The organism is Rhodanobacter denitrificans, assembly GCF_003335105.1.
Taxonomy (GTDB): domain Bacteria; phylum Pseudomonadota; class Gammaproteobacteria; order Xanthomonadales; family Rhodanobacteraceae; genus Rhodanobacter; species Rhodanobacter denitrificans_A.
Window position 1 is genome coordinate 186573 of record NZ_QFWQ01000001.1, and the last position, 26760, is coordinate 213332.

Sequence of the window (26760 nt, forward strand, 5' to 3'; positions counted from 1 at the left end):
GTCATCACGAAGATGAGGATGCCGTGTTTCATGGCGTGGCGGCGACGGGCTCCGCCAGCAGGATGCCTCGGGTGGTGCGCAGTTGCTGCAGCACATGTTGCGCGGTCGAGGCGGGACTCACCGGGGCGACCGTGTAGGCACCCACGTCGTTGGGGCCGTTCACCACCTGCAGGCGCAGGGCATGCAACAACGCGTTCCAGTCGGCCAGCGTCATGTTGGCGTCCGGCACAACGCGGATCGTCCCCGGCGTCGCGGGCAGGGTTTCCTGGCTCAGCGTGCGATACGAGGGGCTGCCGCCCACCGACCACAGCTTCACGCCCAGGATGCCGATGCCGAGCGCCTGTACCAGCACCGCGGCGACCAGCGCCCGGCTCAGCCAGTTTCCCGCCCGTGGGCGGAGCGGAGCCTGCTGCGGGTCGGGCGTGTCGAGGCGGGCCAGCAGGCGCCCCAGCCCGGCGTCGGCGTCGACTGGAACGTCCGCCGGCAGCGACAGCGCAAGCCGCAGGCGGCTCTGCTGTGCGAACTCCGCGCGGCACGCCTCGCATTGCGCCAGGTGGCTGTCCAGCCACGCGCCCTGTTCCTGCGTGGCGGTGTCCTGCAGCACCCACGGCATCATTTCCCAGGCGCGGACGCAGTCCTTGCCGGAATCCATCGGGAACGTCATGGCGCGCTCTCCGAGCGTTTGGGCGAATCCCCGGCCAGGCTCGGCAGCACGTTGCGCAGCTTGACCCGCGCATGGAACAGGCGCGCCTTCACCGTGCCCACCGGGCACTGCATGATCACCGCGACGTCGTCCAGGGTGTGCCCCACGCCGTAGACCAGTTCGATCACGACGCGCTGATCCGCCGACAGGCGGTCGAGTCCCTTGCTCAGCCAGTCGCGCAGCTCGCGATCCTCGTCCAGGTCGGGGGCGGAGTTGCGCTCTTCGTGCCGGGCGTCGTCCTCGACGGGCTCGTCGCCGTGCTGCCGCAGCGCCTTCAGCCCGCAGCGGTAGGCGATGCCCATCAGCCAGGTGGAGACGCGCGAATCCCCGTGGAAGCTGCCGGCCTTCTGCCAGGCGATCCAGAAGCAGTCGTTGATGACTTCCTCGATGACGTCCGCGCGCCGCGTCAGCCGGGTCAGGAAACGGCACAACCTGCCGTGGTAGCTGCGGTACAGGATCCCCAGCGCGGCGCGATCGCCCGCCGACATGCGCTGGAGCAGCATGCGGTCGGTGACGTCGGAGTCGGTGTCGTCGTCGTTCATGGGGCTGCGGAAGGGTGGGGACTACGCTGTGTCGCGAAGTAAGTACCGCGTCGGTGCCAAAAGGTTGCTTCCGGATCAAAAGGACCGCGAGAGGGTGGCGACCCAGGGCGAGGCGCCCATGACGTCCCATTGCCGGCGTGTTTCCGGGTCCGCCAGGATGCGGTCGATCTCGATCCGCCAGGGTCCGCGGCTCCACAGCAGCCCCACGTGGCCATAGGTGTGGATGCCGGTGTTGCGCAGGTGGCTGTAGGAGCCCGCATGACCGTACTCGTGGTCGTCGGCGTGACCGTAGCCGTAGGTATCGTAGGGCGCAATGGGGGACTGCGCGGCGCCCGCTCCGACGGAAAGGGAGAGGTCGCGTGCCAATGGCCAGTGGAAACTGATGTCCGCGGCGCCGCGCAGCCGGTGCCGGCCCTTGCGACCGATGACGTGGATGGCCGACAAGCCGAAGGTCAGCACATCCCGGTAACTCCAGCCGAGTCCCGTTTCGGCGCGGGCGAAGGCCCTGGAACGGGCCGTGCCGGCGTATCGGTAGTAGAGCAGGTTCGCCTGCATCTGCCAGTCGCCGGAAAGCGACCAGTGTCGGGACGCCTGGGCAAGGGCGGCCACGAGACCGCCGGGCGAGCGCGCTTCCGCGCTGGCGGACAGGCCCAGCGACCAGCCTGCCGGGAAAGTCCAGGAGGCTGCCCCTTGCAGGATGGGCGTGGTGGAAGTCATCGCCTGGCCCCGATCCACCAGCTGCGAGCTGAGTGCCGCGGCGCCGTCGAAAGTGGCCGACTGCGCATGCAGCACCGGCGGCAGGCAGGCGCCGATCAGCAGCGCCGCGAAACCGGCCCGGATGGCCAGGCCGCCGCGGGCAACGTGCTGCCGCGGACGCATCACGCGCGGGTCAGGCGCATGCGACCCGCACCCACGCAACCGTGCCGGCCGAGGCGTGGCCCAGTCCGGTAACGCTTGCCAGAAAGTCGTTGGACACATCGGTTCGTGATGGAACGGCCAGTGTTGACGCCGGTGGCGTTCGCGTCATCCCGGGCGGGAGGGCGCGGGGAGTTTCAGATGGCCTGCGCAGGCTGCAGCATGTCATGGATACAGGCTGCCGGGGTAGGCGACAAGAGCGTCCGGATCCGCGGGGCCGGCAAGTCCGTTGCATCTCATCCGGGTGCCGGGGCAGGCCTTTCCTGCCAGCTGCGACGTTGTCGTCTGACGGCGCCCCGCCGGGGCCGACGCAACCTTTCGCTTGCCGGGTGGCACCCAGACAGGTCGGTCCTCCTCGACATCACCGCCGGGTCCGGAACATGGAAATCGAACGCATCCCGTTGCAGAAGCACGGCGACAGCCGCGGCATGCTGATCGCCCTGGAGCAGGACCGGAACGTGCCCTTCGTGATCCGGCGCGTGTATTACCTGTTCGCCACCAGCGGCGGCGTGCATCGGGGCCGCCATGCGCATCGTCATCTCAACCAGCTGGCGGTGGCGGTGCGCGGTTCCGTCACCTTCCTGCTGGACGACGGCGGCGGCCCGATGGAGGTGGTGCTCGACGACCCCTCGTACGGCCTGCATCTCGGCAGCATGGTATGGCGCGAGCTGTACGGCTTCAGCGAGGACTGCGTGCTGATGGTGCTGGCCGACCACCTTTACGACCCGGCCGACTACATCACCGACTACGCCGCCTTCCTGCGCGAGGTTCGCGGCCCCGTGTACCAGGAGGGCATGGTGGCATGCCAAAGCCTCTAGTCCTCATCGGCGCGGGCGAGTTCGCGCAGATCGCCTGCGAATACTTCGAACACGACGGCGACCGCGATGTGCTTGCCTTCAGCGTCGAGCGCGACTACCTCGCGCAGCCGCTGCTGGCCGGCCGCCCGGTGGTGGCGTACGAGACGCTGGAAGCGCACTACCCGCCGGTGGAGGTCGACGTCTTCGTCGCCGTGCCGGCCAGCCAGCTCAACCGTCTGCGCACGCGCCTCTACCGGGATGCGAAGCGCCGCGGCTACCGCTTCGCTACGTACGTCAGTTCGCGCGCCTTCGTGTGGCGCAATGCCGAGCTGGGCGAGAACAGCTTCATCTTCGAGGGCAACGTGGTGCAGCCGTTCGTGCGCATCGGCAACAACTGCATACTGTGGAGCGGCAACCACGTGGGGCACCGCACGGTCGTGCACGACCACGTGTTCGTCGCCTCGCACGCGGTCATCTCCGGCTACTGCGAGATCGGCGAGAGCAGCTTCGTCGGCGTGAACAGCACCTTCAACGATCACGTGAAGGTCGCGCCCGACAACGTGATCGGCGCCGGCGCGCTGGTCACCCGCGATACCGAGCCGGGCCGGGTCTACGTCGGTTCGCCGGCCCACGCGGTGCCCGACCGCTCGAGTCTCGACGTGAGGCTTTGAACGACGCATGTTCGAATGGACCAAGAAAGGCCTGGTGTTCGAGACCGCGCGGCAGGGCGTGGGCGGCTGGATGCGCCACTCGGCGCTCACGCCGACGCCGTACCGCCTCGACGACGAGCTGATCCGCGTCTACGCGGGGTTTCGCGACGCCGCCGGCGTCAGCCGGATCGGCTACGTCGACGTGCGCGCGGACGACCCCGCGGCCGTCGTGCGGGTCAGCGCCGAGCCGGTGCTGGACATCGGTCGGGCCGGCTGCTTCGACGACAACGGCGTGATCCTGGGCGACCTCGTCGACGCGCCGGGCGGTCTGCATCTGTTCTACGTGGGCTTCCAGCACGTGGCCCGGGCGAAGTTCCTGGCCTTCACCGGCCTGGCCGTTTCCCGCGACGGCGGGAACAGCTTCCGGCGCACGCAGGAAACTCCCGTGCTGGATCGCGCGCCCGGACGCAGCACCATCGGCGCGGTGCATTCGGCCATGTACGAAAGCGGCCGCTGGCGCCTGTGGTACGCGGTGGGCGACGACTGGGAAACCATCGGCGGCCAGCCGTTCCCGCGCTACCACATCCGCCATGCGGAGACCGACGACCTCGCGGCGATACCGCGCGCGGATCGTGTCTGCCTGCGCCCGCAAGGCAGCGAGTACCGCATCGGCCGCCCGCGCGTGTACCGCTTCGGTGGCCGCTACGTCATGTACTTCACGCGCGGCAATCGCGCCGGCGACTATTTTCCCGGCGTCGCCCTGAGCGACGACGGCATCGCGTGGGAGCGCCGCGACGCGGCACTGGGCATTTCACTTTCCGCCAGCGGCTGGGATTCGCGCACCCTCTGCTATCCCGCGCTGATCCGCCGGCGCGACAACCTGCTGATGTTCTACAACGGCAACGACATGGGCGTGGACGGTTTCGGCGTGGCCGAGGCCGAGGCCGGCGACGGTGATGCCGATGTGCAGCGTTAGGCCCTACACCCCCGCCGACGTGAACACCTGGGACGCGCTGGTCGGGCGCTCCCGCAACGGCAACCTGCTGCACCGGCGCGGCTACATGGACTATCACGCCGACCGTTTCGTCGACCAGTCGCTGATCGTCGAGCGGCACGGCGAAGCCGTGGCGGTGTTCCCCGCGAACATCCGGGACAACGTGGTGACCAGCCACGGTGGCCTCAGCTACGCCGGACTGGTCACCACGCACGCCTTGCGTGCCGAATCGACGCTGGCTGTGTTCGGGCAGATCGCCAGCCACTATCGCGCACTGGGCGTGGAGCGGGTGATCTACAAGGCGGTACCGCACGTGTTCCACGCCTATCCGGCCGAGGAGGACCTGTATGCCCTGCACCGGCTGGGCGCGCAGCTGAAGCGCCGCGACGTTTCCTCGGTCATCGCGCTGCAGGAAGCGTTCCACTTCACCCCGGGTCGCCGGCGCGCCGTCAACAAGGCCGGGAAGGCCGGCATCCGCGTGCAGGTCGGCACCGACCCGGCGGATTTCCATGCCCTGCTGACGGAGGTGCTGCACAAGCACGACACCCGGCCGACCCACAGCCTGGCCGAGCTGCGCCTGCTGCAGGCGCGCTTCCCGCAGCAGATCGTGCTGCACGAGGCGCGCCGCGAGGGCACCTTGCTGGCGGGCGTGCTTGTCTACGATCTCGGCCAGGTCGCGCACACCCAGTACATGGCCGTCTCGGAGGAGGGGCGCCACCTGGGCGCGCTGACCCTGCTGCTGGCGGAACTGATCGGTGGCCTCTATGCGGGTCGGACATATTTCAGCTTCGGCATCTCGACCGAAAAGGAAGGGCAGGTGCTCAACGGCGGCCTGGTCACGCAGAAGGAATACTTCGGCGCGCGCGCCGTCGTGCACGACTTCTACGAGTGGCCGCTGTGATGGAGCGCGCGCGGATGGAAGCCACGCTGATGGACGTTCCGTTCCTCGACCTCGGGGCGATCAACGCGCGCCATGCCGACGAGCTGAAGGCGGCGGCCGCACGGGTGATCGATTCGGGCTGGTACATCATGGGCGAGGAGCTGGCGGCCTTCGAGCGCGAGTTCGCCGCCTGGTGCGGCGTGCGCCACGCCGTTGGCGTGGGTAACGGGCTGGATGCGCTGTCGCTGATCCTGCGCGGCTACCTGCAGCTCGGCGCGCTCGGCGAGGGCGACGAGGTCATCGTGCCCGGCAACACCTTCATCGCCAGCTTCCTCGCCATCAGCGAGAACCGGCTGGTGCCGGTGCCGGTGGAGCCCGATCCGCGGAGCTTCAACCTGGACCCGGCCTGCGTGGCGGCGGCGATCGGGCCGCGCACGCGCGCGATCATGGCGGTGCACCTGTACGGCCAGCTGGCCGACATGTCGGCGCTGGCGGCGCTGGCCCGGCGACACAGGCTGCTGCTGATCGAGGACGCCGCACAGGCGCACGGTGCGGCGCGCGACGGCCGCAAAGCCGGCGCGTTCGGCGATGCGGCGGCCTTCAGTTTCTTCCCGGCCAAGAACCTGGGCGCGCTGGGCGACGGCGGCGCGGTGGTGACCGCCGACGCGCGGCTGGCGCAGCGGGTCACGGCGCTGCGCAACTACGGCTCGGAGGTGAAGTACCGCCATCTATTCCAGGGCGTCAATTCGCGGCTCGACGAGATCCAGGCGGCGATGCTGCGGGTGAAGCTGCGCCATCTCGACGAGGACGTCGCCTGGCGCCGCCGCGTGGCGCGCCGCTATCGCGACGGCATCCGTCATCCGCAGATCCGGTTGCCGCAGGTGGCGCAGGAGGAGCAGCACGCCTGGCATCTGTTCGTGGTGCGCTGCTCCCACCGCGACGCGTTGCAGCGGCACCTGCTGGCGCACGGCATCCACAGCCAAGTGCATTACCCGGTGCCGCCGCACCGGCAGCCGGCCTACCCGGACCTGCATGATCGGCGGCTGCCGCTGACCGAGCGCCTGCACGAGGAAGTGCTGAGCCTGCCGATGGGCCCGACGCTGGGCGGGGATGCGGTGGAGCGGGTGATCGAAGCCTGCCAGGCGTTCGAGTGTCCGGCATGAACATCGTGCGCGCCGGCTTCTACTCCGCCCTCGCCACCGCGGCGCGGCTGCTGGCGGCGCTGGTGGTGATCAAGCTCGTGGCGTGGTTCGCCGGGCCCGAGGGCGTGGGCAAGCTGGGCCAGTTCATGAGCCTGATGTCGCTGCTGGCCGTGCTGGCCGGCGGCGGCATCAGCGCCGGCATCGTGAAGTACGTCGCCGAGTACCGCGAGGACCCGCAGCGGCTGGCGCGCCTGCTGGCCGCCGCGCTGTGGTATGCGCTGTGCGCCTCCGTCCTGATGGGTTGCCTGGCGCTGATGTTCAGCCGGCAGCTGGCGCTGTGGCTGCTGGACGATCCCGCCTACGCGGGCCTGATCCGCGTGCTCGCGGTGGCCCAGCTCGGCATCGCGCTGGTCAACTACATCCTGGCCGTGATCAACGGTTTCATGGACGTGCGCCGGCTGGCGCTGATCCAGGTGCTGGGCTCGCTGCTGAGCATCGTGACGGTGATCGGGCTGGCGCGCTGGCTGCACCTGTACGGCGCACTGCTGGCGCTGATCGTGGGCCAGCTGCTGTGGCTCGTCGTCGGCCTGCCGGCGTGGTGGCGCAGCCCGTACTTCCGCCGCAGCATGCTGCGGCTGCGCTTCGACCGCGAGATGACCCTGCGGCTGGCGGCATTTTCGGTGATGACACTCACCGCCGCGCTGGTCTCGCCGCTGGTGAACATTGCGGTGCGCGACCACCTCGCGCTGCAGCTCGGCTGGCAGCAGGTCGGCTACTGGCAGGCGGTGAGCAAGGTGTCGGACGCCTACCTGCTGTTCCTCACCGCGGCCATCAACATCTACTACCTGCCCAAGCTGGCGTCGATCCGCCAGCGCGACGCGCTGGTGCTCGAACTGCGCCATGCGTACCGCTACATCCTGCCCGCGGTGGTCGTGCTGGCGGCGTCGGTGTACCTGCTGCGCGACTGGGTGACGCGCCTGCTGTTCAGCGCGGACTTCGCGCCGGCCAATGCGCTGTACGGGCCGCAGCTGGCGGGCGACGTGGTCAAGATCGCCTCCTTCATCCTTTCCTACGTGATGCTGGCCAAGGCCATGACGCGGCTGTTCGTGGTTTCCGAGTGCGTGTTCGCGGCCAGCTACCTGGCGCTGGTATACGCGTTCACTGCGCATTTCGGCCTGGTCGGCGCGATGTACGCCTTCGCCGCCAACTACCTCGCCTACCTCGCGTTCAACGTGCTGGTCGTGCGGCGCTACCTGGGAGGGCTGTGACGATGGCGTCCGACGTATCCAGAGGCATGGCGCCGCCGCTGGTTTCGGTGCTGATCCCGGCGTACAACCACGAGCGTTTCGTGCGGCGCTGCCTGGACAGCGTGCTGGAGGACCCGTATCCGGCGAAGGAGCTGATCGTCATCGACGACGGCTCGACCGACCGCACCGGGGCGCGCATTGCCGACTGGGTGGCGACGCATTGCATGGACATCCCCATCGAGTACGTGCAGCGGGAGAACCGCGGCATCGCGGCGACCCTCAACGAGCTGGCGGCGCGCGCGAACGGCGAGTTCCTGCGGCCGGGCGCCAGCGACGACTACCTGCTGCCCGGCGGCCTCGATGCGCAGGTCCGCTACCTGCAGGCGCACCTGGGCAAGGGCGCGGTGATCGGCGATTCGATCGTGGTCGACCAGGACGACCGCAAGCTGCACGACAGCGGCATGTGCGACCTGCACGGCGCCGACAAGAGCCTGTACCGCTCCGACGACGGCATCCGCCGCGCGGTGATCCGGCAGTGGGCCATCGGCGGGCCGGTCGCGCTGATCAGGAAGAGCGCGCTCGACACCGTCGACCGCTGGAGCGAAGGGCTGCGCATCGAGGACTGGGACCTGTTCCTGCGTCTGGCCGCGCGCGACGCGCTCGGCTTCGTCGACGTCAGCGTCTGCGCCTACCGCATGCACGAGGCGAACCTGAGCCGCACGCGGCACATCGAGACCCGTCTGGGCAACCTGGCCGAGTCGCGGCACATCGCGCTGCGCCGGGCCGGCCTGTTCGACGAACCGTACCGCACCCTGCTGCGGGCGCAGTCGCATTACATCGGCGCCAAGATCTCGTTCCTGGAAAGAAGGCCGGGGCCGCTGCTGGCGCACATGACGGCATACCTGTCGCTGGTCGTGGCCGCGAAGACCCGGCTGCCGCCGGCGCCCCGCGGCGCGGAGGGAACATGAAACGGCTGCTGCGGCTTCCCTCCACCTGGCTCGGCCTGCCGATCCTGTTCGCCTGCGGGCTGACCTGGCTCACCTACGACCTTTCCGCCGACTACCTGCAGGGCCTGTTGCTGCTGACCGTGCTCGCGGCGGCGATCATCCTGTTCGATGTGCAGGCGGGAGTGCGGCTGCCGGAGTTCGCACAGTTCCGCGCGCGCCGCTACGCCGGCACCCGCGAGGCGTTCCTCGCACTGGCGCTGGCCTGGCTGATCGTGCTGTTCTGCGTGCTCGACCTCGCGCTGTTCCCGATCCCGCTGTTCGACAAGCCGTCGGCCTATGCGGTGATGGAGGGCGGCCGCGCGCACATCCGGCATGTGTCGGACATGTGCTGGGTGCTGCCGCCGATCGGGCTGCTGTGCGCCAGGAGCCGGCGACTGCGCAGCGCGCTCATCGCGATAGGTTTCGTGTTCCCGGTGCTGGTGATCGACCGCAACCGGCTGTTCGCCACCTTCTTCTCGTTCGCGCTGGTGCTGGTGCTGCGCCGGGACGGGGCGCTGCCGCTGCCGTGGAAGACCTTGCTTGCCCTGGCGTTCGCCGGCGGCAGCATCTTCTCCATCCTCGGCATCCTGCGCTCGGGGCCGCTGGAGTACATCACGCTGCCTTTCAGCGCGACGTATCACGCCGCTCCGCAGGGCATCAAATGGCTGCTGCTGTACGCCAGCGCCGGTCCCTACAACTTCAGCGCGATCCTGGCCAAGGGCTACCTCAACCCCGATTTCCTGATCAACCAGCTGGTGCCGCTGCACGGCTCGGTGGTGACGGCCGGCACGAGCATCCCGCTGGATGCGTCGAACATCAACGTGGGCACGGAGTTCTTGCCCTTCCTGATGGCGTTCGGCCCGGTCGGCGCCGCGCTGGCGGTGCTCGCGCTGTACGCGATGCTGCTGTGGAGCGTGCAGCGCCTGCGCCAGGCGGTGCCGCTGTTTTCCCTGCTGATGTTCCTGCGCGTCTCCTACGTCTGCGTGATGTCGCCGTTCGCGCCGCAGGCGTTCACCTGGACCAATTTCGGCTTCATCGGCATCTGCCTGCTGCTGCCGGTCATGGCGAACTGGCTGCCGAACCGGAAGGCGCCAGCCGCCGCGCCGGCCCCGTCTTCACCCTCCCTCCAGCGAGTACCGGACCATGGAACGCGATGAAATCTATCTGATCGACCTGTGGCGGATCTTCACCCGCGAGTGGACGTGGTTCGTGCTGGTGCTGGTGCTGACCCTGGCCTGCACCTATGCCTTCGCGCACCTGGTGAAGCGCCAGTGGGAGGCGACCGCCTGGATCCAGATCGCGCAGGTCGGGCAGGTGCCGTCGGGCCAGGATCCGAAGGTCGAGCCGCTGCAGCGCGTCACCGAGCGGCTGCAACTGGTGCCGTTCGAGAACGAAGTGCTGGAAAGCGCCGGTTATGCGAAGACCTCGTCGGTGGCCCGGCTGTACCGGAAGAGCCTGAAACTGGAGCCGCTGCTCTACGCGGGCTCGCTGGTCAAGCTGACCGTGCGGGCCTACTCCCGGCAACAGGCCAGCGAGCTCGCCGCCGCGACGGTCGCCCGGCTGCGTGCGGTCCATCAGGACCTGGAAGAGGCGCCGCTGAAGTCGGCGCGCGCGCGCCTCGCCCAGATCGAGTCCGATCTGCAGACCGCGCAGGCCGACCGCGCCCGCTATCAGCAGGCGGCCGCGTCGGGAAGCAAGGGCGGGGCGGGCGGCAAGGACATGGCGAACCCGATGCTGGCCAGCCTGCTGCTGGCCAACAAGAACGAAGAGATCCGCGGCTTGCGGCAGGCGCGGGGCGATCTCGCCGAGCGCCTCGGCCCCGCCTACACCTATGAGACGTCGCTGATGTGGCCGGTCTATGTCCCCGACAAACAGGCGTTCCCGAATCCCGAGCTGACCTATGGCATCGGCCTGCTGCTGGGAATTTTCCTGGGCTCGTCCGCGGCCCTGGCCAGGAACGTCGCGCGGCGGCCTGCGCGGGGCTAGCCCCCCGTTCGCCCGCCGGACATTCAACCAAAGCAGCCCATACCGGCACTCACCGGAAAGGCCATCGGGCGGCAGAACACGGATGGGCATGAACGGGCAGCACGAACTCGAAGGCGCCGGCATGTCGCTGGACGAAGCGCAGCTGCTCGACACGCAGCGCGCCTTCGACAGCGTCGCCGCCGACTACGACGGTCCGCGTGGCAACAACGAGCTGATCCAGCGCATGCGGCTGGCCCTGTGGGACACCGTGCAGGGCGAGTTCCCGGCCGCCTCGCGCCTGCTCGACCTGGGCTGCGGCACCGGCATCGACGCGCTCGAGTTCGCCCGGTGCGGCCATCAGGTTGTCGCCAGCGACTGGTCGCCGCGGATGGTCGCGCGCACCCGGGCACGCGCCGTAGCCGAGGATCTGCAGTCGCGCGTCACGGCCATCCATCTCGGCATCCAGCAGCTGGACCAGCTCGACGGTACGTTCGACGGCATCTACTCGAACTTCGGGCCGCTGAACTGCGTATCGGACCTCGGCAGTGTGGCAGCCGAATGCATGCGCCTGCTGCGCCCGGGCGGCAGCCTGGTGTTCTCGGTGATGGGCCGGATCTGTCCATGGGAACTGGGGCACTACGCACTGCGCGGCCGCTTCAGGCGCGCCGGCGTGCGCGCGGCGCGCGGCGTCACCGCGGTAGGCATGAACCACCACACGATCTGGACCCGCTACTACCTGCCGCGCGAGTTCTACCGCGCCTTCGCCGAGCACTTCTCGCTGGCCGGCTACCGCGCGCTGAGCCTGTTCATGCCGCCGCCCTACCTGGTGGGTTACTACCGTCGCCACCGCCGCTGGTGCGAGCGCCTGGGCCGGCTCGATGACCGCTCCGGGGCGCTGCCGTGGCTGCGCGACATGGGCGATCACTTCCTGATCGTGATGCGGCGGCGCTGAGCCATGGACGTCCTGCAGGCAGCGCTGGATGTCAGTCTGTGCCGTGCGGTGTCGGTCACGCCGGAAGGGGCGTCGCGCGCGCCGTTGCCGATCCGGGCCGGGCGGATCGGCTCCTCGCTGGCCGCGCGGGCCTGGCGGATCGACCTGCGCGACCACCTGATCTTCCCCGGCCTGGTCAACGCGCACGAGCATCTGCACATCAACGCCGTGCCGCCGCTGCGCCGCGGCGCGCCGTTTCCCAACAGCTACGCCTGGATCGCAGCGTTCCAGGCCCATTTCGCGGAACCTGCCGTCGCCGCCGCGCTGCAGCGGCCGAAGGCGCTGCGGCTGCGCCACGGCGCACTGAAGAACCTGCTCGCCGGCACCACCTGCGTGGCGCATCACGACCCCTGGCATGCGGCGCTCGACGCGATGGATTTCCCGGTCGCCCTGTTGCGCGATTACGGCTGGAGCTACGCGCTGGGCTGGCCCGGTTATGGGCCGCCGGTGCCGTCGAGCTTTGCCGCCACGCCCGCCGATCGCCCCTGGCTGATCCACCTGGCCGAAGGCACCGACGCGACGGCGCAGGCGGAACTCGATCAGCTGGACCAGCTGGGCTGCCTCGCGGCGAACAGCGTGCTGGTGCACGGCGTGGGCCTGCGCGAGCGCGACATCGACCGCGTGATTGCCAGCGGTGCGGCGGTGGTGTGGTGCCCGACCAGCAACCACGCCCTGCTCGGGCGCTCGCTCGATCCGCGGCGGCTGTGCGCGGCCGGGCGGCTGGCGCTGGGCAGCGACTCGCGGCTCAGCGGTGCGCGCGATCTGCTCGACGAAATGCGCGGGGTGGTCGCCCGCGGCGAACTCGGTCCCATGCAGGTGCTGGAACTGGCCACCGTTGCGGCCGCGCGCATCCTGCGCCTGCCTTCGCGCGGCAGCCTCGCGCCGGGCGCGCGGGCGGACCTGGTGATCGTCGAGGACCGCGGCGGCGACGCGGCCGGCAGCCTGACCGGTATCCGGCGCAGCGACCTCCGCGCCGTGGTGCGCGATGGCGTGCCGCACATCGCCGATCCGGATTTCGCCGAATGGTTCGCGGCCACCGGCGTGGAAGCCGTGCCGGTGACGCTGGACGGCAAGCCGAAGCTGCTGGCCGCGCCGCTGGCCGATCCCGCGCTGCTCGCGCTCGAACCCGGGCTCGAACAGGCCGCCGGGCGCAACGGGCGCGCGCGCGACGCCAGCCTCGAAGCCAGGTGCTACTGATGATCCGCCCGCCGACCCTCGAACCGCGCGCGGCCTACGCGCTGTGGGCGCCCAGCTATCCGGCGCACGCGCACAACCCGGTGATGCAGGCCGAGGAGCGCGCGATGCTCGGGCTGATGCCGGCCGCGTTGCGCGGACTGGCGGTGCTCGACGTCGGCTGCGGCAGCGGACGCTACATGCTGCATGCGCTGCGCCGCGGCGCAGCGCGCGTGACCGGCGTGGACCTTTCGCCGCAGATGCTCGAACGCGCCGGCGCGGAACTGGCCGCGCTGCATGCCGACGCACAGGTCGCGCTGGTGCAGGGCAGCCTGGCCGCGCTGCCGCTGCCGGATGCGCAGGCGGACCTGACCGTGTGCGGCCTGGTCGTCGGACACCTCGACGACCTCGGACAGTCGCTGGCCGAGCTGCGCCGGGTCACCCGGCCCGGCGGTACGTTGCTGTGCAGCGACGTGCATCCGGTCGGGAACGCGCTCGGCTGGCGGCGCGACTTCAAGTCCGGCGGCCGCCGCTACGCCGTGCGGCATACGCTGCATCTCTACAGCCACTGGCATCGCGCCTGCTCCGCGCTCGGACTGCAGATCGAGCGGGTGCTGGAACCCATGCTCGACCCAGCCGACGTCCCCGCCGGCGCGCACTTCGACCGCATGGCGCTGGAGGTTCCCGTCGCGCTGGTGTTCCAGCTGCGCCGGGCGCCCTGACGCCGCTTGCCCGCAGGCCTTCCCATGACTTCCCCGCGCACCCTGCTGATCAACCCCACCATCACCTCGCGCAGCAGCGCGCGCTTCCCGCTGGCGTTGCTGCACCTGGCGGCGGCGCTGGACCGCAGCGGCAGCAGCCGGATCGTCGACGGCAACGTGGACCGCGACTTCGTCGACGACACCCTGCGCGCGCTGGAGCAGGAGCGCTACGACGCCGTCGGCATCGGCGTGATGGGCGGCCCGCAGGTGGCGCCGGCGATCGCCGTTTCGCGGGCGATCCGCGCACGCTTTCCGGCGCTGCCGATCATCTGGGGCGGCTACTTCCCCACGCTGCATACGGACGCCACGCTGGCCGCGCCCTACGTCGACTACGCGGTGCGCGCGCAGGGCGAGGAAACCCTGTCGGAGCTGGTCGCCGCGCTCGCCGGCACCGGACCCGCGCTGGAGCGGATCGCCGGGCTGTCCTGGAAGAACGCCGGCACGGTGGTGCACAACCCGGCCCGCCGCATCGTGCGCCACGACCCGGCGGGGCTGCTGCCCTACGACAAGCTCGGCGATCCGCGCCGCTACCTGGCGCGCACCTACCTCGGCCAGCGCACCGTCGCGCACCAGGCGGCGATCGGCTGCCGCTACCACTGCACCTTCTGTGGCGTGGCCGCGATGTTCAACGGCGTCACCCACCTGCCGGCCGCTGCACGGCTGGAGCGCGAGCTGGGTTATTTCAAGCACGTGCTGGACGCCGATTCGGTGCAGTACTTCGACCACAACTTCTTTGATCGCGAGGCGGACATGGTGCCGCTGCTCGAGGTGATGGCGAGGTTCGAGCTGCCATGGTGGTGCTTCGCCCGTTCCGACGCGTTGCTGAAACTATCCGAGCGCTCGTGGGAACTGGTGCGCAAGAGCCGGCTGCGCATGGCCTACATCGGCGCGGAATCGCCCAGCGACCAGATGCTGCACGACATCCGCAAGGGCACGCGCCCGGACCAGACCCGGGCGGTGGTCGAACAATGCCGCCGCTACGGGGTGATCCCCGAGCTGTCGTTCATGGTCGCGCCGCCGGAGAACACCGAGGAGGAGACCGAGCGCACCTTCGAATTCATCCGCGAGCTGAAGCGGATCAACCCGCAGACGGAGATCGTCATCTACATCTACACGCCGCTGCCGGAGCACAGCCGCCACGAGCAGGACCGCGCAAGGCGGCCAGGCGCGCCGCTGCTCGACCTCGATGGTGCGCCGGTGGTATTCCCCGCGACGCCGGATGAGTGGGCCCAGCCGCGCTGGGTCGATTACGCCTGCCATATGGATGCGCCCTGGCTCACCGACCGGCTGCGCCACCGCATCAACGACTTCGTCACCGTGCTGCGCTGTCGCTATCCCACCGTGCAGGATCTGCGCGCGCCGCCGTGGGCCAAGCGCAAGCTGAGCGCGATGGCCGGCTGGCGCTACCGTTTCCGCAAGTACGACCGGCCGTGGGAGCTGAACCTGGCGAACCGGTTCGTGCGCCTGCGCATGCCGCAGGTGTCGGGCCTCTAGGCGCGGAGGCCGCTCGTGCACGTGGCGCAGATCAATTTCCTGCCCATGCCGGCAGGCCTCGCGTCGGCCGACGTGTTCGAGCATTGGCCCACGCTGGCCGATGTCGCCGAAGCGGTGACCAGCGCCGGCACCCGCGTGTCGGTGATCCAGCTGGCGACGCGCCCGGAGCGCGTGACGCGCAACGGCATCGATTACCGTTTCGTCGCGGTGCCCGGTACGAAGCGCACGCGCCGCCTCGCCGAGGTGCTGGGCGAGATCCGGCCCGACGTGCTGCACGTGCACAGCCTGGGCTTCGCCGCCGACGCGTTCGCCTTGGCGCGACGCCTGCCATCGCTGCCGCTCGTGATCCAGGACCACGCCGACCGGCCGCCGCGCCGGTGGCGGCGGCCGTGGTGGCGGCGCTGGTATGGAGTTGCCGCAGGCATCGCCTTCACCGCCGCCGACATGGCGCAGCCGTTCACCCGCGCCGGCCTGTTCGCGCCGCACACGCGGCTGTTCGCGATACCCGAATCCAGCAGCCGTTTCACGCCGGGCGATCGTGCCCGCGCGCGCGCCGAAACCGGCCTGCACGGCGACCCCTGCGTGCTGTGGGTCGGCCATCTAAACCCCGGCAAGGACCCGCTGGCGGTGCTCGACGGCGTTGCGCGCGCCGTGGCGCGTTTGCCCGGCCTGCAGCTGTGGTGCGTGTTCGGAAACGCGCCCCTGCTCGATGCGGTGCGCCAGCGCATCGAACACGATCCGCGGTTGGCCGGGCGCGTGCACCTGCTCGGCAAGGTGGCGCACGCGCGGATCGAGACGCTGATGCGGTGCGCCGACCTGTTCGTCGCGGGCAGCCATGCCGAGAGCTGCGGCTATGCGCTGCTGGAGGCGCTGGCCTGCGGCGTGGCACCGGTGGTCACCGACATCCCTGCGTTCCGCGCGCTGACTGGTGATGGCCGCATCGGTGGGCTGTGGTCCTGCGGCGACGCGACGCAGCTGGCCGAGGCATTGGTCGCGACCGCGGCGGACCGGCCGCCGCCGGCACAGGTGCGCGCCCATTTCGACGCCACGTTGTCGTTCGCAGCCCTGGGTCGGCGCTGGGCCGATGCCTATGCGCAGCTGCTCGACGATCGGGTACGGAGGGCAGGGTGAAACTCGCGCTGGTGGTGCCGGGCGGCGTGGATCGCAGCGGCGAGTTCCGCGTGATCCCGGTATTGCTGGCGTTGATCGAACGGCTGGCGCGAGCGCATGAGGTGCACGTCTTCGCGTTGCGCCAGGAAGCAATGGCAGCTCGCTGGGAACTGGTCGGCGCCACCGTGCACAACATCGGCGACGGCTGGACCCGGCTGCGCGCGATCGCGGCGATCCGCGCCGAGCATCGCCGTGCGCCGTTCGACGTGGTGCAGGCGATCTTCTCCGGTTCCTGCAGCCTGGTCGCCGTGGCCGCGGCAAAGCTGCTGCGGCGGCCGAGCCTGGTGCATATCGCCGGCGGCGAGCTCGTTGCGCTGCATGCAATCGGCTACGGCGGACGACAGACATGGAAAGGACGGCTGCGCGAGGCGGTGGTGTTGCGCGGCGCCGACGTCGTCACCGCGGCCAGCTTGCCGATTGTCGATTCCTTGCGGCTGCTCGGACTCGAGGCCCGGCGCGTGCCGCTCGGCGTCGACCTGCGCAGCTGGCCTCCGCTTGCGCCGCGCCGGCGCAATACAGAGCAGGCGCGGCTGCTCCACGTTGCCAGCCTCAACCGGGTCAAGGATCAAGCGACGCTGCTGCGGGCGTTGGCGGTCCTGGCCGGGACGGGGCCGGACTTCCGGCTGGACGTCGTCGGCGTCGATACGCTGCAGGGTGAGATGCAGCGGTTGGCGCAACAACTCGGACTGGAGTGCCACGTCCGGTTTCTCGGATTCAAGACCCAGCGCGAATTGCGCCCGATCATGGAGTCGGCCGACTTGCTGGTGATGTCGTCGTTGCACGAGGCCGGGCCGCTGGTGATGCTTGAGGCCGCGGCAACCGGTGTGCCCACCGTGGGCACGGCGGTCGGACACCTTGCGGAGTGGGCGCCTTCGGCGGCCTTGGTCGTACCCGTCGGAAACGTGCCGGCACTCGCCGACGCCATCCGTCGGATGCTTGGCGACGAGGAACTGCGGCTGCGATTGGCTGCGACGGCGCAGTTTCGAACGATCCGCGAGGACGCCGATCACACCGCCCTCGCGTTCGAAGCGCTCTATCTGCGTTTGCTCACCGCATGCGAATGAAAAGCGCCACGGGTCCGTCCGGCATCCGGGCTGGAATGCTCGGCGATACCCAGCAACGTGATTATGCGGAGAAGCTGAGGCTGTTCAACGCATTTGCACGATCCGAGTTGTGCGAGGCGATCGCCGCATTGTCGCTCCCGGCGGATTCCCGTGTGCTTGACGCCGGTTGCGGCACGGGCGAGGCGGTCGCCTGGCTGCACGAGTCGATGCAGGGCCGCGCGATGGTGGTGGGGATGGATCTGGCGACCGTGCATGTCCGTGCCGCCCGCCGTACCGCGCCGGCCGGTGCGCCGATCCTGCAGGCCGACATGATGCGGCCTCCGCTGGCGGACGGCAGCTTCGATCTCGTCTGGTCCGTCAATGCCATCCATCATCTGCGTGATCCCGCCGCCGGCGTGCGGGTGCTTTCCGGCCTGCTGCGCCCGGGCGGTCGCCTCGTGCTGGGACAAAGCTCGTTGCTGCCCGACATGTATTTCGCCTGGGATGCGCGCCTGGAAAGGATCGTGAACGAGGCGGTCCGGCAGTATTACCGGGAGCGTTACGGGCGGAACGAGCAGGATCTGGCCGCAGTCCGTTCGCTCATCGGATGGTTGCAAGCGGCGGAGTTGGAGCGGGTGGACGTGCGGACGCGGATGATCGAACGGACCCATCCGCTCACGGACGCGGACAAGCGTTACCTGCTCGACGTGATCTTCCGTGGCACATGGGGTGAGCGCCTGCGCCCCTATCTGCCCCGGGAGGATTTCGAAGCGCTGATGCGGCTGTGTGATCCGGATGACGCCTGCTATGCGTTGCGGCGGCCGGACTTTCACTTTCTTCAAAGTCTCACGATCGCCGTGGCGACGAAACAGGAAGCCGTTCCCTTTGTCCGCCATCGCTCCTCCCGTCCGGTGCGGGCTAGATTTCCGTGAACGGCATGCCCAGCCGGCGGCGCCAGGCTTGGTGAAAGCCGGCCGTGTGATGCAGCTGGGCACCTTCCGCCAAGGTTTCGTCGGAAACGATGCGGCCAAGGAAAAACGTGTGCGAGCCGATCTCCTGGCTGTGCACGATGGCCAGCTCCCGGATGCGCAGCGCCGCGGCCACCGCGGGAATGCCGAACTCCCGCGACAGGCGCACCGGAAACGGAAGTTCGTTCCAGTCCGCCAGCGGCTGCTTGTGATGCCCGCTCAACTGGTAGACGACCGCCTTCATCGTCGCCGGGGTGCCGGACAGGACCACCCGGCGCACTTCGCGCATGGTTGGCACGGATACGTTGGTGCTGCGCAGCGCGAGCGAAAAAAATCCGCTGCGTTCCAGCGGGCCGATCAGATCCATCGGGAAGATGTTCCGGTGGCCCGGCGCGTCGACCGAGACGAGGACGACCGGCCGCGGGCACAGGTAGGCGATCATCAGCTGCTGCGCCACCGCGGGCTCCATGTTCAGGTGGTTCGACGCGCGATTTTTCCGCATGAGACGGTTCTGCAGCCACGCGTTCCACGGGCGCCGCGGCCAGCCGAGGCAGCGGTGCTCGCTCGCGGCGACGTGGTAGAGCACGAGTGACGCCTTTTCGGTGGCGATCGACGCGGTCCGCGCCAGACGCAAAACCCCCAGCGGCTTGCCCGTGATGATGTCGGCGTATTCGAGTACGGGATGTTCGCCGGCATCCACGCTGGTCGCGATCGTGAGCGGCTTGAGCGAAGCCACGGTGTGGTCCGCCGTGACGTCCGCCGAGTTGCCGTCCCAGCGCAAGCTGGCGGCGACCATCCGCTGCGGTGGCGCCACGCCAACCACGGACCATTGCGGCAGTGGGCGCACGAACGGCCTTATCCAGTCCTTCCACATCTCAGGTGCGCCGAAAGAGCAGGAACATGTACAGCTGGGTGACCCATCCGAAACCATGCGGAAGGAGCTGTTCCAGCCGGAAGTACGGTGCTGCCGCCCGCACCACGACACGCGGCGCAAAACGGTGGATGCCGCTTTCGCTGGCGATGGCGTAGCGACCGTGGCGCACCAGGTTCAGGAGGTTCGCCCGCCACCAGCCGTAGCGCGCGTCACCGAGGTAATAGGGGTTGAGCATGCTGGCCAGGACAAAACCACCCTGGCGGACCACGCGCGACAATTCCTCGAAAAGCGAGGCGTGATCCGCGAAATGATTGAGGACCGCAAAGTTCGCCGTGACCGCCTGCACCTTGCACGCGAGCGGCGACGCCACCGCGACGATGGTCTTGCCGGCGATTTCGCCGTGGCAGTACTGCGCCAGGTACTCGCTCATCGCCGCCGCAGGTTCGTACACGAAAGTCGGGTGTCCCTGGGCGGCATAGGTTTTGGCATCGATGCCGGTGCCTGCGCCGAAATCGAGCACCTCCGCTCCTGCGGGCAGCAGATCCAGCACCAACTGCTGGAACCTGTCGCGCACCGCCCGGTCCCGTTGCGAGGCCAGGATGATTTGGTGGTACTCCTCTCCGGTATGCATGTCGTCGACCACCTTGCTGACAAACCCGTTGCCTGATGCCTTGTCACCTGTGCCCCGGTGCCGGTTGGTCGCCCGACTGCACGAACTCCGGGCCCTATCTCGAAACGACCAGGGAGAGCTTCCTGCTCGCCTTCGGAACGGGGGGCTCCAATGCCGCGCGCACCACGTACAAGGTGTCCATCCGCGGCACCGGCTGGGTGAGCCAGGTCAGGACGCGCCGGCGATGCGGTGCGGTTACCCAGCTCTGCCCCTGCAGCCAGAGCTGGGTGCGCACCATGTCGGCGCGCTCCTTGCGCGCTTCGTCCGGGGGACTCACGCGATTCCTGAGGTAGCGCCCGGCTTCGTGGACGGAGCGCGACCACTCGATGCCGGCAAATGCGTGCAGCCACAGCTCCGAGCACGACACCCGGGTCAGGCTTTGCCGGCGCGAGATTGCCCGCAGCAGCAGCGGACAGTCGCGTTCGAGCCGGGCCAGCACGTCGGCGGGGACCGCCTCCGGGTAGTAGCGGGCGGCCAGCCGCAGCGGCGGCAGCGCCCACCACGGCGGCTCGACGGCGTTGTCGTTCCACAGCACGTCCCAGTCGTTCGCGGACAGGTGCGTCGCCAGCCGCGCGATGTCGTGCAGGTGCAGCAGGCGCAGGCTGCGCCCGCACATGTTGCCCGCTGTGTGCAGCAGCAGGTGAGCCATCAGGGCGCCATTCGACAGGTAGGGATTCAGGCCCGGCCGCGGCTCGCGCGGATAGATCCGCGCCGTGATGTCGACCGCGGATACCGGCAGCCGCTCGCGGATGCGGGTATGCAGCTCGATGTTGACCGGCGTGTCGCGGTGCTCGCCCAGCCCGGCGAACGGCTGGCCGCTGGCCGGCTTGAACACCCGGTGCTTCCACTGCGCGAACGACTCCACGTAGCCGAGATCCAGCAGCAACGTGATGGTCGCGGCGGCATCCTCCTCGCGCACCAGCAGGTCGATGTCGGCCATCGGCCGCTCGCCCGGCGCATAGATCCCCAGCGCGTGCAGCGCGGCACCCTTCAGCGGCACCATCGCCAGCCCGGCGACGCGGGCGTCGGCGTCGATGCGCTTCAGCAACGACGCGATGCGCCGGTGGCGCAGCTCGACGTGCGCGCGCTGGCCTTCCAGGAAGCGCCGCCACGACGGCTTTTTCCACGCGCAGCATCGGCACAGCAGCGGCGACACGCCATGCGCGACGGCGACCGCCGTGGCCAACCGCCATTCCAGTTCGCTCCACGCCGGCGTCGCGCTGCCCGGGCCCGCCAGTTCTGCAGCGAGCGCCTCGGTGGTGCGGCGCAAGCCATACCGGACGATCCTGAGTGGCGGCAGCATGGCGCGCTCAGTGCAGCTGCAGGGCGATGGGCCGCGCCGTGGCCGGCGGCGGCGTCGCGTTCTGGTTGCGGTGCGCGCCTTCGCGGGCAATCAGCCCATCCCACTGCGCGTCGAGCGCGGCATGTCGCTCTGCCCGTGCGGCGGGCTTGGCCTGCTGGATGGCGACCTGCTCGTGCAGCAGGTCGCGCACGCGGCGGTAGAAGTCCGAGTCGTAGGCGCCGCTGAACATCATGGCCAGGTCGCCGCTGTCCTGCCAGTGCGTCTTCGCGCCCAGCTGGGCCTTCACCTGCTCATAGAATTTCGTGCCCGGCAGTGGGTAGGACACGCTCACCCCGATGTCGTCAGGCGCGGCCCGCGCGATCAGATCGCGGGTCGCCAGCAGGTCCGCCAGCTGCTCGCCCAGATAGCCCAGCTGGATGAAGAAGCCCACGCGGATGCCGTGTTCGCCCAGGCGCGTGCGGGCGGTGACGAGGTCGGCGATCTTGGTGCCCTTGTTCATCGCGTCAAGCACCCGCTGGCTGCCGCTTTCCGCGCCGATCCACGCCTCCGCGCAGCCGGCCTGGCCGAGCGCGGCGGCCATGCGCTCGCTGATCAGGTCGGCGCGGATCTGGATGGTGAACGGGACCGGCCCGTCGGCGGCATGCAGGTGTGCGGCGAATTCCGCCACCCAGTCGACGCGGAAGCCGAAGATGTCGTCCGCCAGCCAGATGTGGTCCGGCTTGAACGTCCGCTTGAGGTAGCTCATCTCCGCCGCCACGTCCTCGGCGCTGCGCTGGTTGTAGTGATTGCCCCAGATCGGCTTGGCGCACCAGTGGCAGCGGAACGGGCAGCCGCGAGACGCCGCCATGCCGAGGCTGAAGTAGCCGTGCCGTTCGTGCCACAGCGCGCGGTAGCGTTCGATGTCGACCAGGTCCCAGGCGGGGTGGCCGACCAGTCGCGGGTCCGGCGGCAGCGCGCCGAGCCGGGTCAGTTGCGTCTGCCCGTTGACCAGGGTGGCGACGCCACCGAGGCCGGCCGCCCAGTCGTCGGCGTCGGCCTCCGGGTGGCGTTGCAGCCGATCGATCAATTCAGCCAGGGCGGCGATGCCTTCGCCGACCAGTACCGCATGCGCGCCGGCGGCGAGGAACGCATCCGGGTGGTCGGAGGCGTCGGAGCCGGCGACGACTACCCGGGCGCCCGCGGCGCGCGCTGCGGCGATCATCTGGCACGCGGCCTCGCGCATGCGGCCCAGGCACATCTTGGTCAGGAAGTTGAAGTTGTCCTCGTACAGCACCACCAGGTCCGGCCGGGTGGCGTGCAGCGAGGCCTCGAAGTCGCCGACGCCGTCGGCAAGCATCGCGTCGAACAGGCTCACCGCGTGCCCCATCTGCCGCAGCAGCGCGGCGACCTGGATCGTGGCGAGCGGGGGATACGGCTTGCCGCGCTCCCACTGTTTCGGGTCGAACCGCAGGAAGTAGGAGTGGCCGACGTGAATCCTCAGCATCTCGGAATAACCTCGATCATTGCCAGGGGACCGGCCGCGGATGCGCGTCCGCGCTGCCTGGCGTAAGTGCCCCGGCGTGGACCTTCGGTTGCCTGGCGCGGGAAAAAATCCGGCGGTAGCCGTAGGGGCACAACCTTTGCCGGCCGTGGCCGCACTCACCGATCGGCATGCCCGCATGACGCGGTGCCATCCACCCCGGCTGAACCAGCGAACGGCGACGATGACCCTGAACTCACCCCGTGCTGTCCGCGACGCCGCTGCCGATCCGTTCGGGGAGCACTCGCGCGGGCAGGCTGCGCTGTGCCGGCAGATCATGGGCGGCCGCTTCCGCTTCGAAAGCGCCAGCGCGGCGTTGCTGGACCTGGTCGATGTCGCCTACGCCGGCCTGCCGCCGCATCGCCTGCCGCCGGCCGCGCCGGAGTTCCGCATCGAGCTGCAACTGATGCCGCGCCGCGCGTCGCCGCCTGCCGCCGAGCCGCCGCCGGTGCAGATGCAGTCCGGTGCCGGCTTGCTCTGCGGCGTGATGGACGCGTCGAACTACGTGGTGCTGGCGCCCGCGCAACGGCAGGCGCTGGTGGTGGCTTCCGAGGACATGCTCGAGCGTCCCTACCACCTGCGCTACGAACTCGTCGAATTCGCCGTGTTCACCCTGGCCACGCGCGGGTTGGGCCTGGTGCCGCTGCACGGCGCCTGCGTGGGCCGGCAGGGGCGCGGCATCCTGTTGCTGGGGGCCAGCGGTTCGGGCAAGTCGACCCTCGCCCTGCACAGCCTGCTGCAGGGCCTGGATTTCCTCGCCGAGGATGCGGTGTTCGTGCAGCCCGAGAGTCTGCTCGCCACCGGCGTCGCCAACTACGTGCACGTGCAGGCCGATGCGCTGCGCTTCGTCGATGACGAGAAGGTTCGCCGCTGGATCGGCGCGGCGCCGCGCATCCGCCGCCGCAGCGGCGTCGAGAAATTCGAGGCCGACCTGCGGCAGGGTCACGGCCGGCTCGCGCCGGCGCCATTGGAACTGGCCGGCGTGGTCTTCGTTTCCAGTCAGCCGGCCGACGATCCCGACGAGCTGCTGGGTTCCGTGCCCGCGGGCGAGATCGCCGCAAGGCTGTGCGCCGACCAGCCCTACGCGTCCGGGCAGCCGGGCTGGCATCCATTCCAGCAGCGGATGGAGCAGGTCGGCGCCCACCAGCTGCGCCGCGGGCGCCATCCGCGGGACGCCGTCGACGCCCTGCGCCGACTGCTCGACTGAGGTCGCCGGCGCATTCGATGCCGCCCCGCGCCGCAGAGGCAACGATGGGCAGGTGTGCGGCGAAGAACTTGGGAGTAGGTTGCCGGGCGTACCTGGGAAGTTCGATGTTCAACGGGCAACGGATCGAAGCGCGGAGGTGTTCCGTGCCGGGTCGATGCCCTTCACGAGGATCGCGGAAATGAAAAAACGTCTTGTGGGAGCGGTGGCGGCCGGTGCGCTGCTGACGCTGGCTTTGGCGATGCCGGCCCTTGCCGCGCTCAAAACGGGCGCCACAGCACCCGACTTCACCGCCGCGGCCAGCCTGGCCGGCAAGCATTTCACCTTCTCCCTCGGCGAGGCCCTGAAGAAGGGGCCGGTCGTGGTGTACTTCTACCCGTCGGCCTTCACCGGCGGCTGCGATCTCGAGGCGCATACCTTCGCGACCGAGAAGGACAAGTTCGATGCGGCCGGCGCCACCATCATCGGCGTGTCGGCCGACAGCATCGAACGGCTCGACGCGTTCTCGGCGGACCCGAAGTACTGCGCCGGCAAATTCCCGGTCGCCTCCGACGCCGACGGCAAGGTCGCCGGTTCCTATGACCTCGAGACGGTTGCGGCGAAGCCGGGCATGAAGGACGTGCGCGGCGTGGCGATCGACCATGTCTTCATCCCGCGCACGACCTTCGTGATCGCCGGCGACGGCCGGATCGTCGCCACGCTGTCCTCGGAGACCGATCACCTGCGGCCCGACCAGCATGTGAAGGAATCGCTGGCCATCGTGCAGCGCATGCAGGCTGGCAAGAGCCACTAGCAGGACGTGAAACACCTGGCGCGTGCGGACCGCGGACGGCCCGTCGCGCCTCGGGCCCGCAGCAACCTTTTCCCGCGCGCGCCGCACCTACCGGCGTGGAAATTCCGGCCCGGAGAGGTGTTGCCCTGAACCGCCACGCAGTACGTCGAAACCGTGGCCGCGTTGGCCGGTCGACCGCGCGGACCCGTCATGCAGCCGGCTGAGTCGCCGCGGGCGCCTGAGCGGCCCCTGGATCTGCTGCGTTCGCTGGCGCGCACGCTCAGCGGCGTCGAGCGGGTGGAGACGGTCGCGTATGTGGTGCTCTCGCTGGGCGCGGCGTTCGCCGGCAGCCTCGCGGCCTTGCTGCTGGTGCCGCTGGTGCCGCTGGTGCCGCTGGTGCAGCCGGGACAGACGCTGTCGTTCGGCGGCGCGCTGTTCGACCCGCGCCGCAGCGTCGAGCTGCAGGCCGCCATCTTCGCCGCCGCCACCGGCGCCTTCGCGCTGCTGCGCTGGCAGGCGGCGCGGTTGGGCGCGCGCCTGGTCGGCCGCTACGGCATGCACCTGCGGCGCAAGGTGCATGCGCGCCTGATCGAGGCGCCGCTGACCTCGCTGGCGGATGCGACGTCGGCGGAAATCGCCAACGTGCTCACCCACAACGTCGAGCTCATCGTGCAGGGTTTCAGTGCGCTGCAGCAGCTGCTGATCGCCGGCGTCAGCGCCGCCGTCAGCCTGGGCTTCGCGTTCTGGGTCTCGCCGCCGCTGCTGCTGGCGGCACCCGTGCTGATGGGCCTGGGCCTGCTGGCGTCGCGCGCTTACGGCCGCGAGCAGTCGCTGGTCGGCCGGCAGTACGTCGTCGACATGACCCGGCTGTTCTGGCACAGCGAGGATTTTCCGCGGCGCCTGCGCCACGTCCGCTCGTTCGAGCGCGAGGCGGCGGAGAAGGCGAACTACGGCGCCATTTCCGAGCGGCTATGCGATGGCTATAGGCGCCAGCTGGAGCTGGTCGCGTCCGGACGGCTGATGCTGGAGCTGCTGGCGGCGGCAGGGATCGCCGCGATGTTCGTGCTGGCCCATCGCTGGCATGGGGTCGAACAGTCCGAGTTGATCGCGGTGTGCCTGTTGCTCGGGCGCCTGCTGCCCCACCTGGTGACCACGCGGCAGAGCTTCCAGCAGCTGCGCTCGGCCGCGCCGGCCTTCGAGCTGTGGCAGCGCTACGTGAACCTGGAGCCGGTGCACGCGTCCGCGACGCCGTCGGACGCCAGCGCTGCGGGCGCCGCGCTGCACGTCGAGCGGATGCGGCTGGTGCCGCCGCCCGGCGGTCTGGAGATCGGTGGGCTGGTGCTGCGGCCCGGCGAACTGACCCTGGTCTGTGGCGACTCCGGCATCGGCAAGAGCAGCCTGGTCGACGTGCTGGCCGGCATGATGGCGCCCGAGGTTTTCGTGGCGCGTCGCGACAGCCAGCCGATCGGTTTCGACGCGTACCGCGAACTGGTGCGCCACGGCGCGTACGTCAGCCAGAACGTGCGGCCATGGCAGCGCTCCGTGCGCGAATGCCTGCTGTGGGCGGCACCCGATGCCACCGACGCGATGTTGCGCAGCGCGCTGGCCGACGTCGGCCTCGACAAGCGGCTGGCCGACTCGCCGCATGGGCTCGACACTACGCTGCACGGCGCGTCGAGCCGGCTTTCCGGCGGCGAGCTGCAGCGCCTGCTGCTGGCCCAGGTAATCCTGCGCCGACCGTTCCTGGCCGTGCTGGACGAGGCCACCAGCGCCCTCGACGCCACCGCCGAGACCGCGGTGCTCACGGCGATGCGGCATCGCCTGCCGCAGACCATCCTGATCGTCGTGTCGCACCGCCCCGGCGTGGCGGCGATCGCGGACCAGTGCCTGACCATCGGTAACGACCTCGTCGCCACGGTGACCGGAAGACCGGCCCGTGTCGCGGCAGTGGCCGGTTCGCCTGTAGGCGATTCTTAATCTTGTCGCTGCCAGAAGGC

The 26760-nt window shown here is 69.7% G+C and carries 26 protein-coding genes; 19 read left to right on the forward strand and 7 right to left on the reverse strand.

The genetic code is table 11. The features are described 5' to 3' along the window. Positions 1-28: 28 nt before the first annotated feature. From DEO45_RS00840 to DEO45_RS00850, 3 genes are all read right to left on the reverse strand, one after another. Positions 29-664, reverse strand: a complete 636-nt coding sequence (locus DEO45_RS00840; protein ID WP_114340427.1) for an anti-sigma factor family protein — start codon at positions 662-664, stop codon at positions 29-31. After that, on the reverse strand, positions 661-1245 hold the full coding sequence (locus DEO45_RS00845; protein ID WP_114340428.1) for an RNA polymerase sigma factor: 585 nt from the start codon (positions 1243-1245) through the stop codon (positions 661-663). The genes DEO45_RS00840 and DEO45_RS00845 overlap by 4 nt, the downstream gene beginning before the upstream one ends. Positions 1246-1320: 75 nt before the next feature. Beyond that, the gene (locus DEO45_RS00850; protein WP_114340429.1) at positions 1321-2124 is read right to left on the reverse strand and encodes a hypothetical protein; all 804 of its coding nucleotides are present in this window, start codon (positions 2122-2124) and stop codon (positions 1321-1323) included. A gap of 416 nt (positions 2125-2540) precedes the next feature. Here DEO45_RS00850 and DEO45_RS00855 point away from each other — a divergent pair, with 416 nt between their 5' ends. The 16 genes from DEO45_RS00855 to DEO45_RS00930 all read left to right on the forward strand — a co-directional run bounded on the left by DEO45_RS00855 (position 2541) and on the right by DEO45_RS00930 (position 18385). Next, positions 2541-2978, forward strand: a complete 438-nt coding sequence (locus DEO45_RS00855) for a sugar 3,4-ketoisomerase (RefSeq protein WP_114340430.1) — start codon at positions 2541-2543, stop codon at positions 2976-2978. After that, entirely contained in the window at positions 2963-3628 is a 666-nt protein-coding gene (locus tag DEO45_RS00860) for an acetyltransferase (RefSeq protein ID WP_114340431.1), read from the forward strand. The genes DEO45_RS00855 and DEO45_RS00860 overlap by 16 nt, the downstream gene beginning before the upstream one ends. Positions 3629-3635: 7 nt before the next feature. Then, positions 3636-4583 (forward strand): hypothetical protein, encoded by a 948-nt coding sequence (locus DEO45_RS00865; protein ID WP_114340432.1) that lies wholly within the window; start codon positions 3636-3638, stop codon positions 4581-4583. After that, positions 4570-5502, forward strand: coding sequence for a GNAT family N-acetyltransferase (locus DEO45_RS00870; RefSeq protein WP_114340433.1), 933 nt, complete (start codon positions 4570-4572; stop codon positions 5500-5502). The genes DEO45_RS00865 and DEO45_RS00870 overlap by 14 nt, the downstream gene beginning before the upstream one ends. A gap of 29 nt (positions 5503-5531) precedes the next feature. Next, positions 5532-6644: a DegT/DnrJ/EryC1/StrS family aminotransferase gene (locus DEO45_RS00875; protein WP_114340466.1), complete on the forward strand. Its 1113-nt coding sequence runs from the start codon at positions 5532-5534 to the stop codon at positions 6642-6644. Next, positions 6641-7891, forward strand: coding sequence for an O-antigen translocase (locus tag DEO45_RS00880; protein ID WP_114340434.1), 1251 nt, complete (start codon positions 6641-6643; stop codon positions 7889-7891). The genes DEO45_RS00875 and DEO45_RS00880 overlap by 4 nt, the downstream gene beginning before the upstream one ends. A 2-nt stretch (positions 7892-7893) precedes the next feature. Next, complete coding sequence (locus tag DEO45_RS00885) at positions 7894-8838, forward strand: glycosyltransferase family 2 protein (protein WP_114340435.1); 945 nt, start codon at positions 7894-7896, stop codon at positions 8836-8838. Next, on the forward strand, positions 8835-10013 hold the full coding sequence (locus DEO45_RS00890) for a hypothetical protein (RefSeq protein ID WP_114340436.1): 1179 nt from the start codon (positions 8835-8837) through the stop codon (positions 10011-10013). Before DEO45_RS00885 ends, DEO45_RS00890 begins: the two co-directional genes overlap by 4 nt. Further along, positions 10000-10842, forward strand: a complete 843-nt coding sequence (locus DEO45_RS00895; protein WP_114340437.1) for a Wzz/FepE/Etk N-terminal domain-containing protein — start codon at positions 10000-10002, stop codon at positions 10840-10842. Before DEO45_RS00890 ends, DEO45_RS00895 begins: the two co-directional genes overlap by 14 nt. Positions 10843-10930: 88 nt before the next feature. Beyond that, on the forward strand, positions 10931-11773 hold the full coding sequence (locus DEO45_RS00900; protein ID WP_114340467.1) for a class I SAM-dependent methyltransferase: 843 nt from the start codon (positions 10931-10933) through the stop codon (positions 11771-11773). Between the two features lie 3 nt (positions 11774-11776). After that, positions 11777-13009: an amidohydrolase family protein gene (locus DEO45_RS00905; protein ID WP_114340438.1), complete on the forward strand. Its 1233-nt coding sequence runs from the start codon at positions 11777-11779 to the stop codon at positions 13007-13009. Next, positions 13009-13707, forward strand: coding sequence for a class I SAM-dependent methyltransferase (locus DEO45_RS00910; protein ID WP_114340439.1), 699 nt, complete (start codon positions 13009-13011; stop codon positions 13705-13707). Before DEO45_RS00905 ends, DEO45_RS00910 begins: the two co-directional genes overlap by 1 nt. Positions 13708-13731: 24 nt before the next feature. Then, positions 13732-15240, forward strand: a complete 1509-nt coding sequence (locus DEO45_RS00915) for a B12-binding domain-containing radical SAM protein (protein WP_114340440.1) — start codon at positions 13732-13734, stop codon at positions 15238-15240. A gap of 45 nt (positions 15241-15285) precedes the next feature. Further along, complete coding sequence (locus DEO45_RS00920; RefSeq protein WP_114340468.1) at positions 15286-16371, forward strand: glycosyltransferase family 4 protein; 1086 nt, start codon at positions 15286-15288, stop codon at positions 16369-16371. Next, positions 16368-17474 carry a glycosyltransferase family 4 protein gene (locus DEO45_RS00925; RefSeq protein WP_114340441.1) on the forward strand — a complete coding sequence of 369 codons (1107 nt, stop codon included), beginning with the start codon at positions 16368-16370 and terminating at the stop codon, positions 17472-17474. Before DEO45_RS00920 ends, DEO45_RS00925 begins: the two co-directional genes overlap by 4 nt. Next, a complete protein-coding gene (locus DEO45_RS00930; RefSeq protein WP_189339647.1) occupies positions 17471-18385 on the forward strand; it encodes a class I SAM-dependent methyltransferase in 915 nt (304 codons plus the stop codon). The genes DEO45_RS00925 and DEO45_RS00930 overlap by 4 nt, the downstream gene beginning before the upstream one ends. Here the strand turns inward: DEO45_RS00930 and DEO45_RS00935 are convergent. From DEO45_RS00935 to DEO45_RS00950, 4 genes are all read right to left on the reverse strand, one after another. Next, a complete protein-coding gene (locus DEO45_RS00935; protein WP_223250728.1) occupies positions 18372-19268 on the reverse strand; it encodes a flavin reductase in 897 nt (298 codons plus the stop codon). The genes DEO45_RS00930 and DEO45_RS00935 overlap by 14 nt on opposite strands. A 28-nt stretch (positions 19269-19296) precedes the next feature. Next, on the reverse strand, positions 19297-19926 hold the full coding sequence (locus DEO45_RS00940; protein ID WP_114340469.1) for a class I SAM-dependent methyltransferase: 630 nt from the start codon (positions 19924-19926) through the stop codon (positions 19297-19299). Between the two features lie 94 nt (positions 19927-20020). Then, positions 20021-21268, reverse strand: a complete 1248-nt coding sequence (locus DEO45_RS00945; protein ID WP_114340444.1) for a nucleotidyltransferase family protein — start codon at positions 21266-21268, stop codon at positions 20021-20023. Positions 21269-21275: 7 nt separating this feature from the next. Continuing rightward, the gene (locus DEO45_RS00950; protein WP_114340445.1) at positions 21276-22751 is read right to left on the reverse strand and encodes a B12-binding domain-containing radical SAM protein; all 1476 of its coding nucleotides are present in this window, start codon (positions 22749-22751) and stop codon (positions 21276-21278) included. A 220-nt stretch (positions 22752-22971) separates the two neighbouring features. Between DEO45_RS00950 and DEO45_RS00955 the strand changes: the two genes are divergently transcribed. From DEO45_RS00955 to DEO45_RS00965, 3 genes are all read left to right on the forward strand, one after another. Then, positions 22972-23994 carry a serine kinase gene (locus DEO45_RS00955; RefSeq protein WP_114340446.1) on the forward strand — a complete coding sequence of 341 codons (1023 nt, stop codon included), beginning with the start codon at positions 22972-22974 and terminating at the stop codon, positions 23992-23994. Between the two features lie 178 nt (positions 23995-24172). Further along, positions 24173-24784 carry a peroxiredoxin gene (locus DEO45_RS00960; RefSeq protein ID WP_114340447.1) on the forward strand — a complete coding sequence of 204 codons (612 nt, stop codon included), beginning with the start codon at positions 24173-24175 and terminating at the stop codon, positions 24782-24784. A gap of 189 nt (positions 24785-24973) precedes the next feature. Beyond that, positions 24974-26740 carry an ATP-binding cassette domain-containing protein gene (locus DEO45_RS00965; protein ID WP_114340448.1) on the forward strand — a complete coding sequence of 589 codons (1767 nt, stop codon included), beginning with the start codon at positions 24974-24976 and terminating at the stop codon, positions 26738-26740. Positions 26741-26760 lie beyond the last annotated feature (20 nt).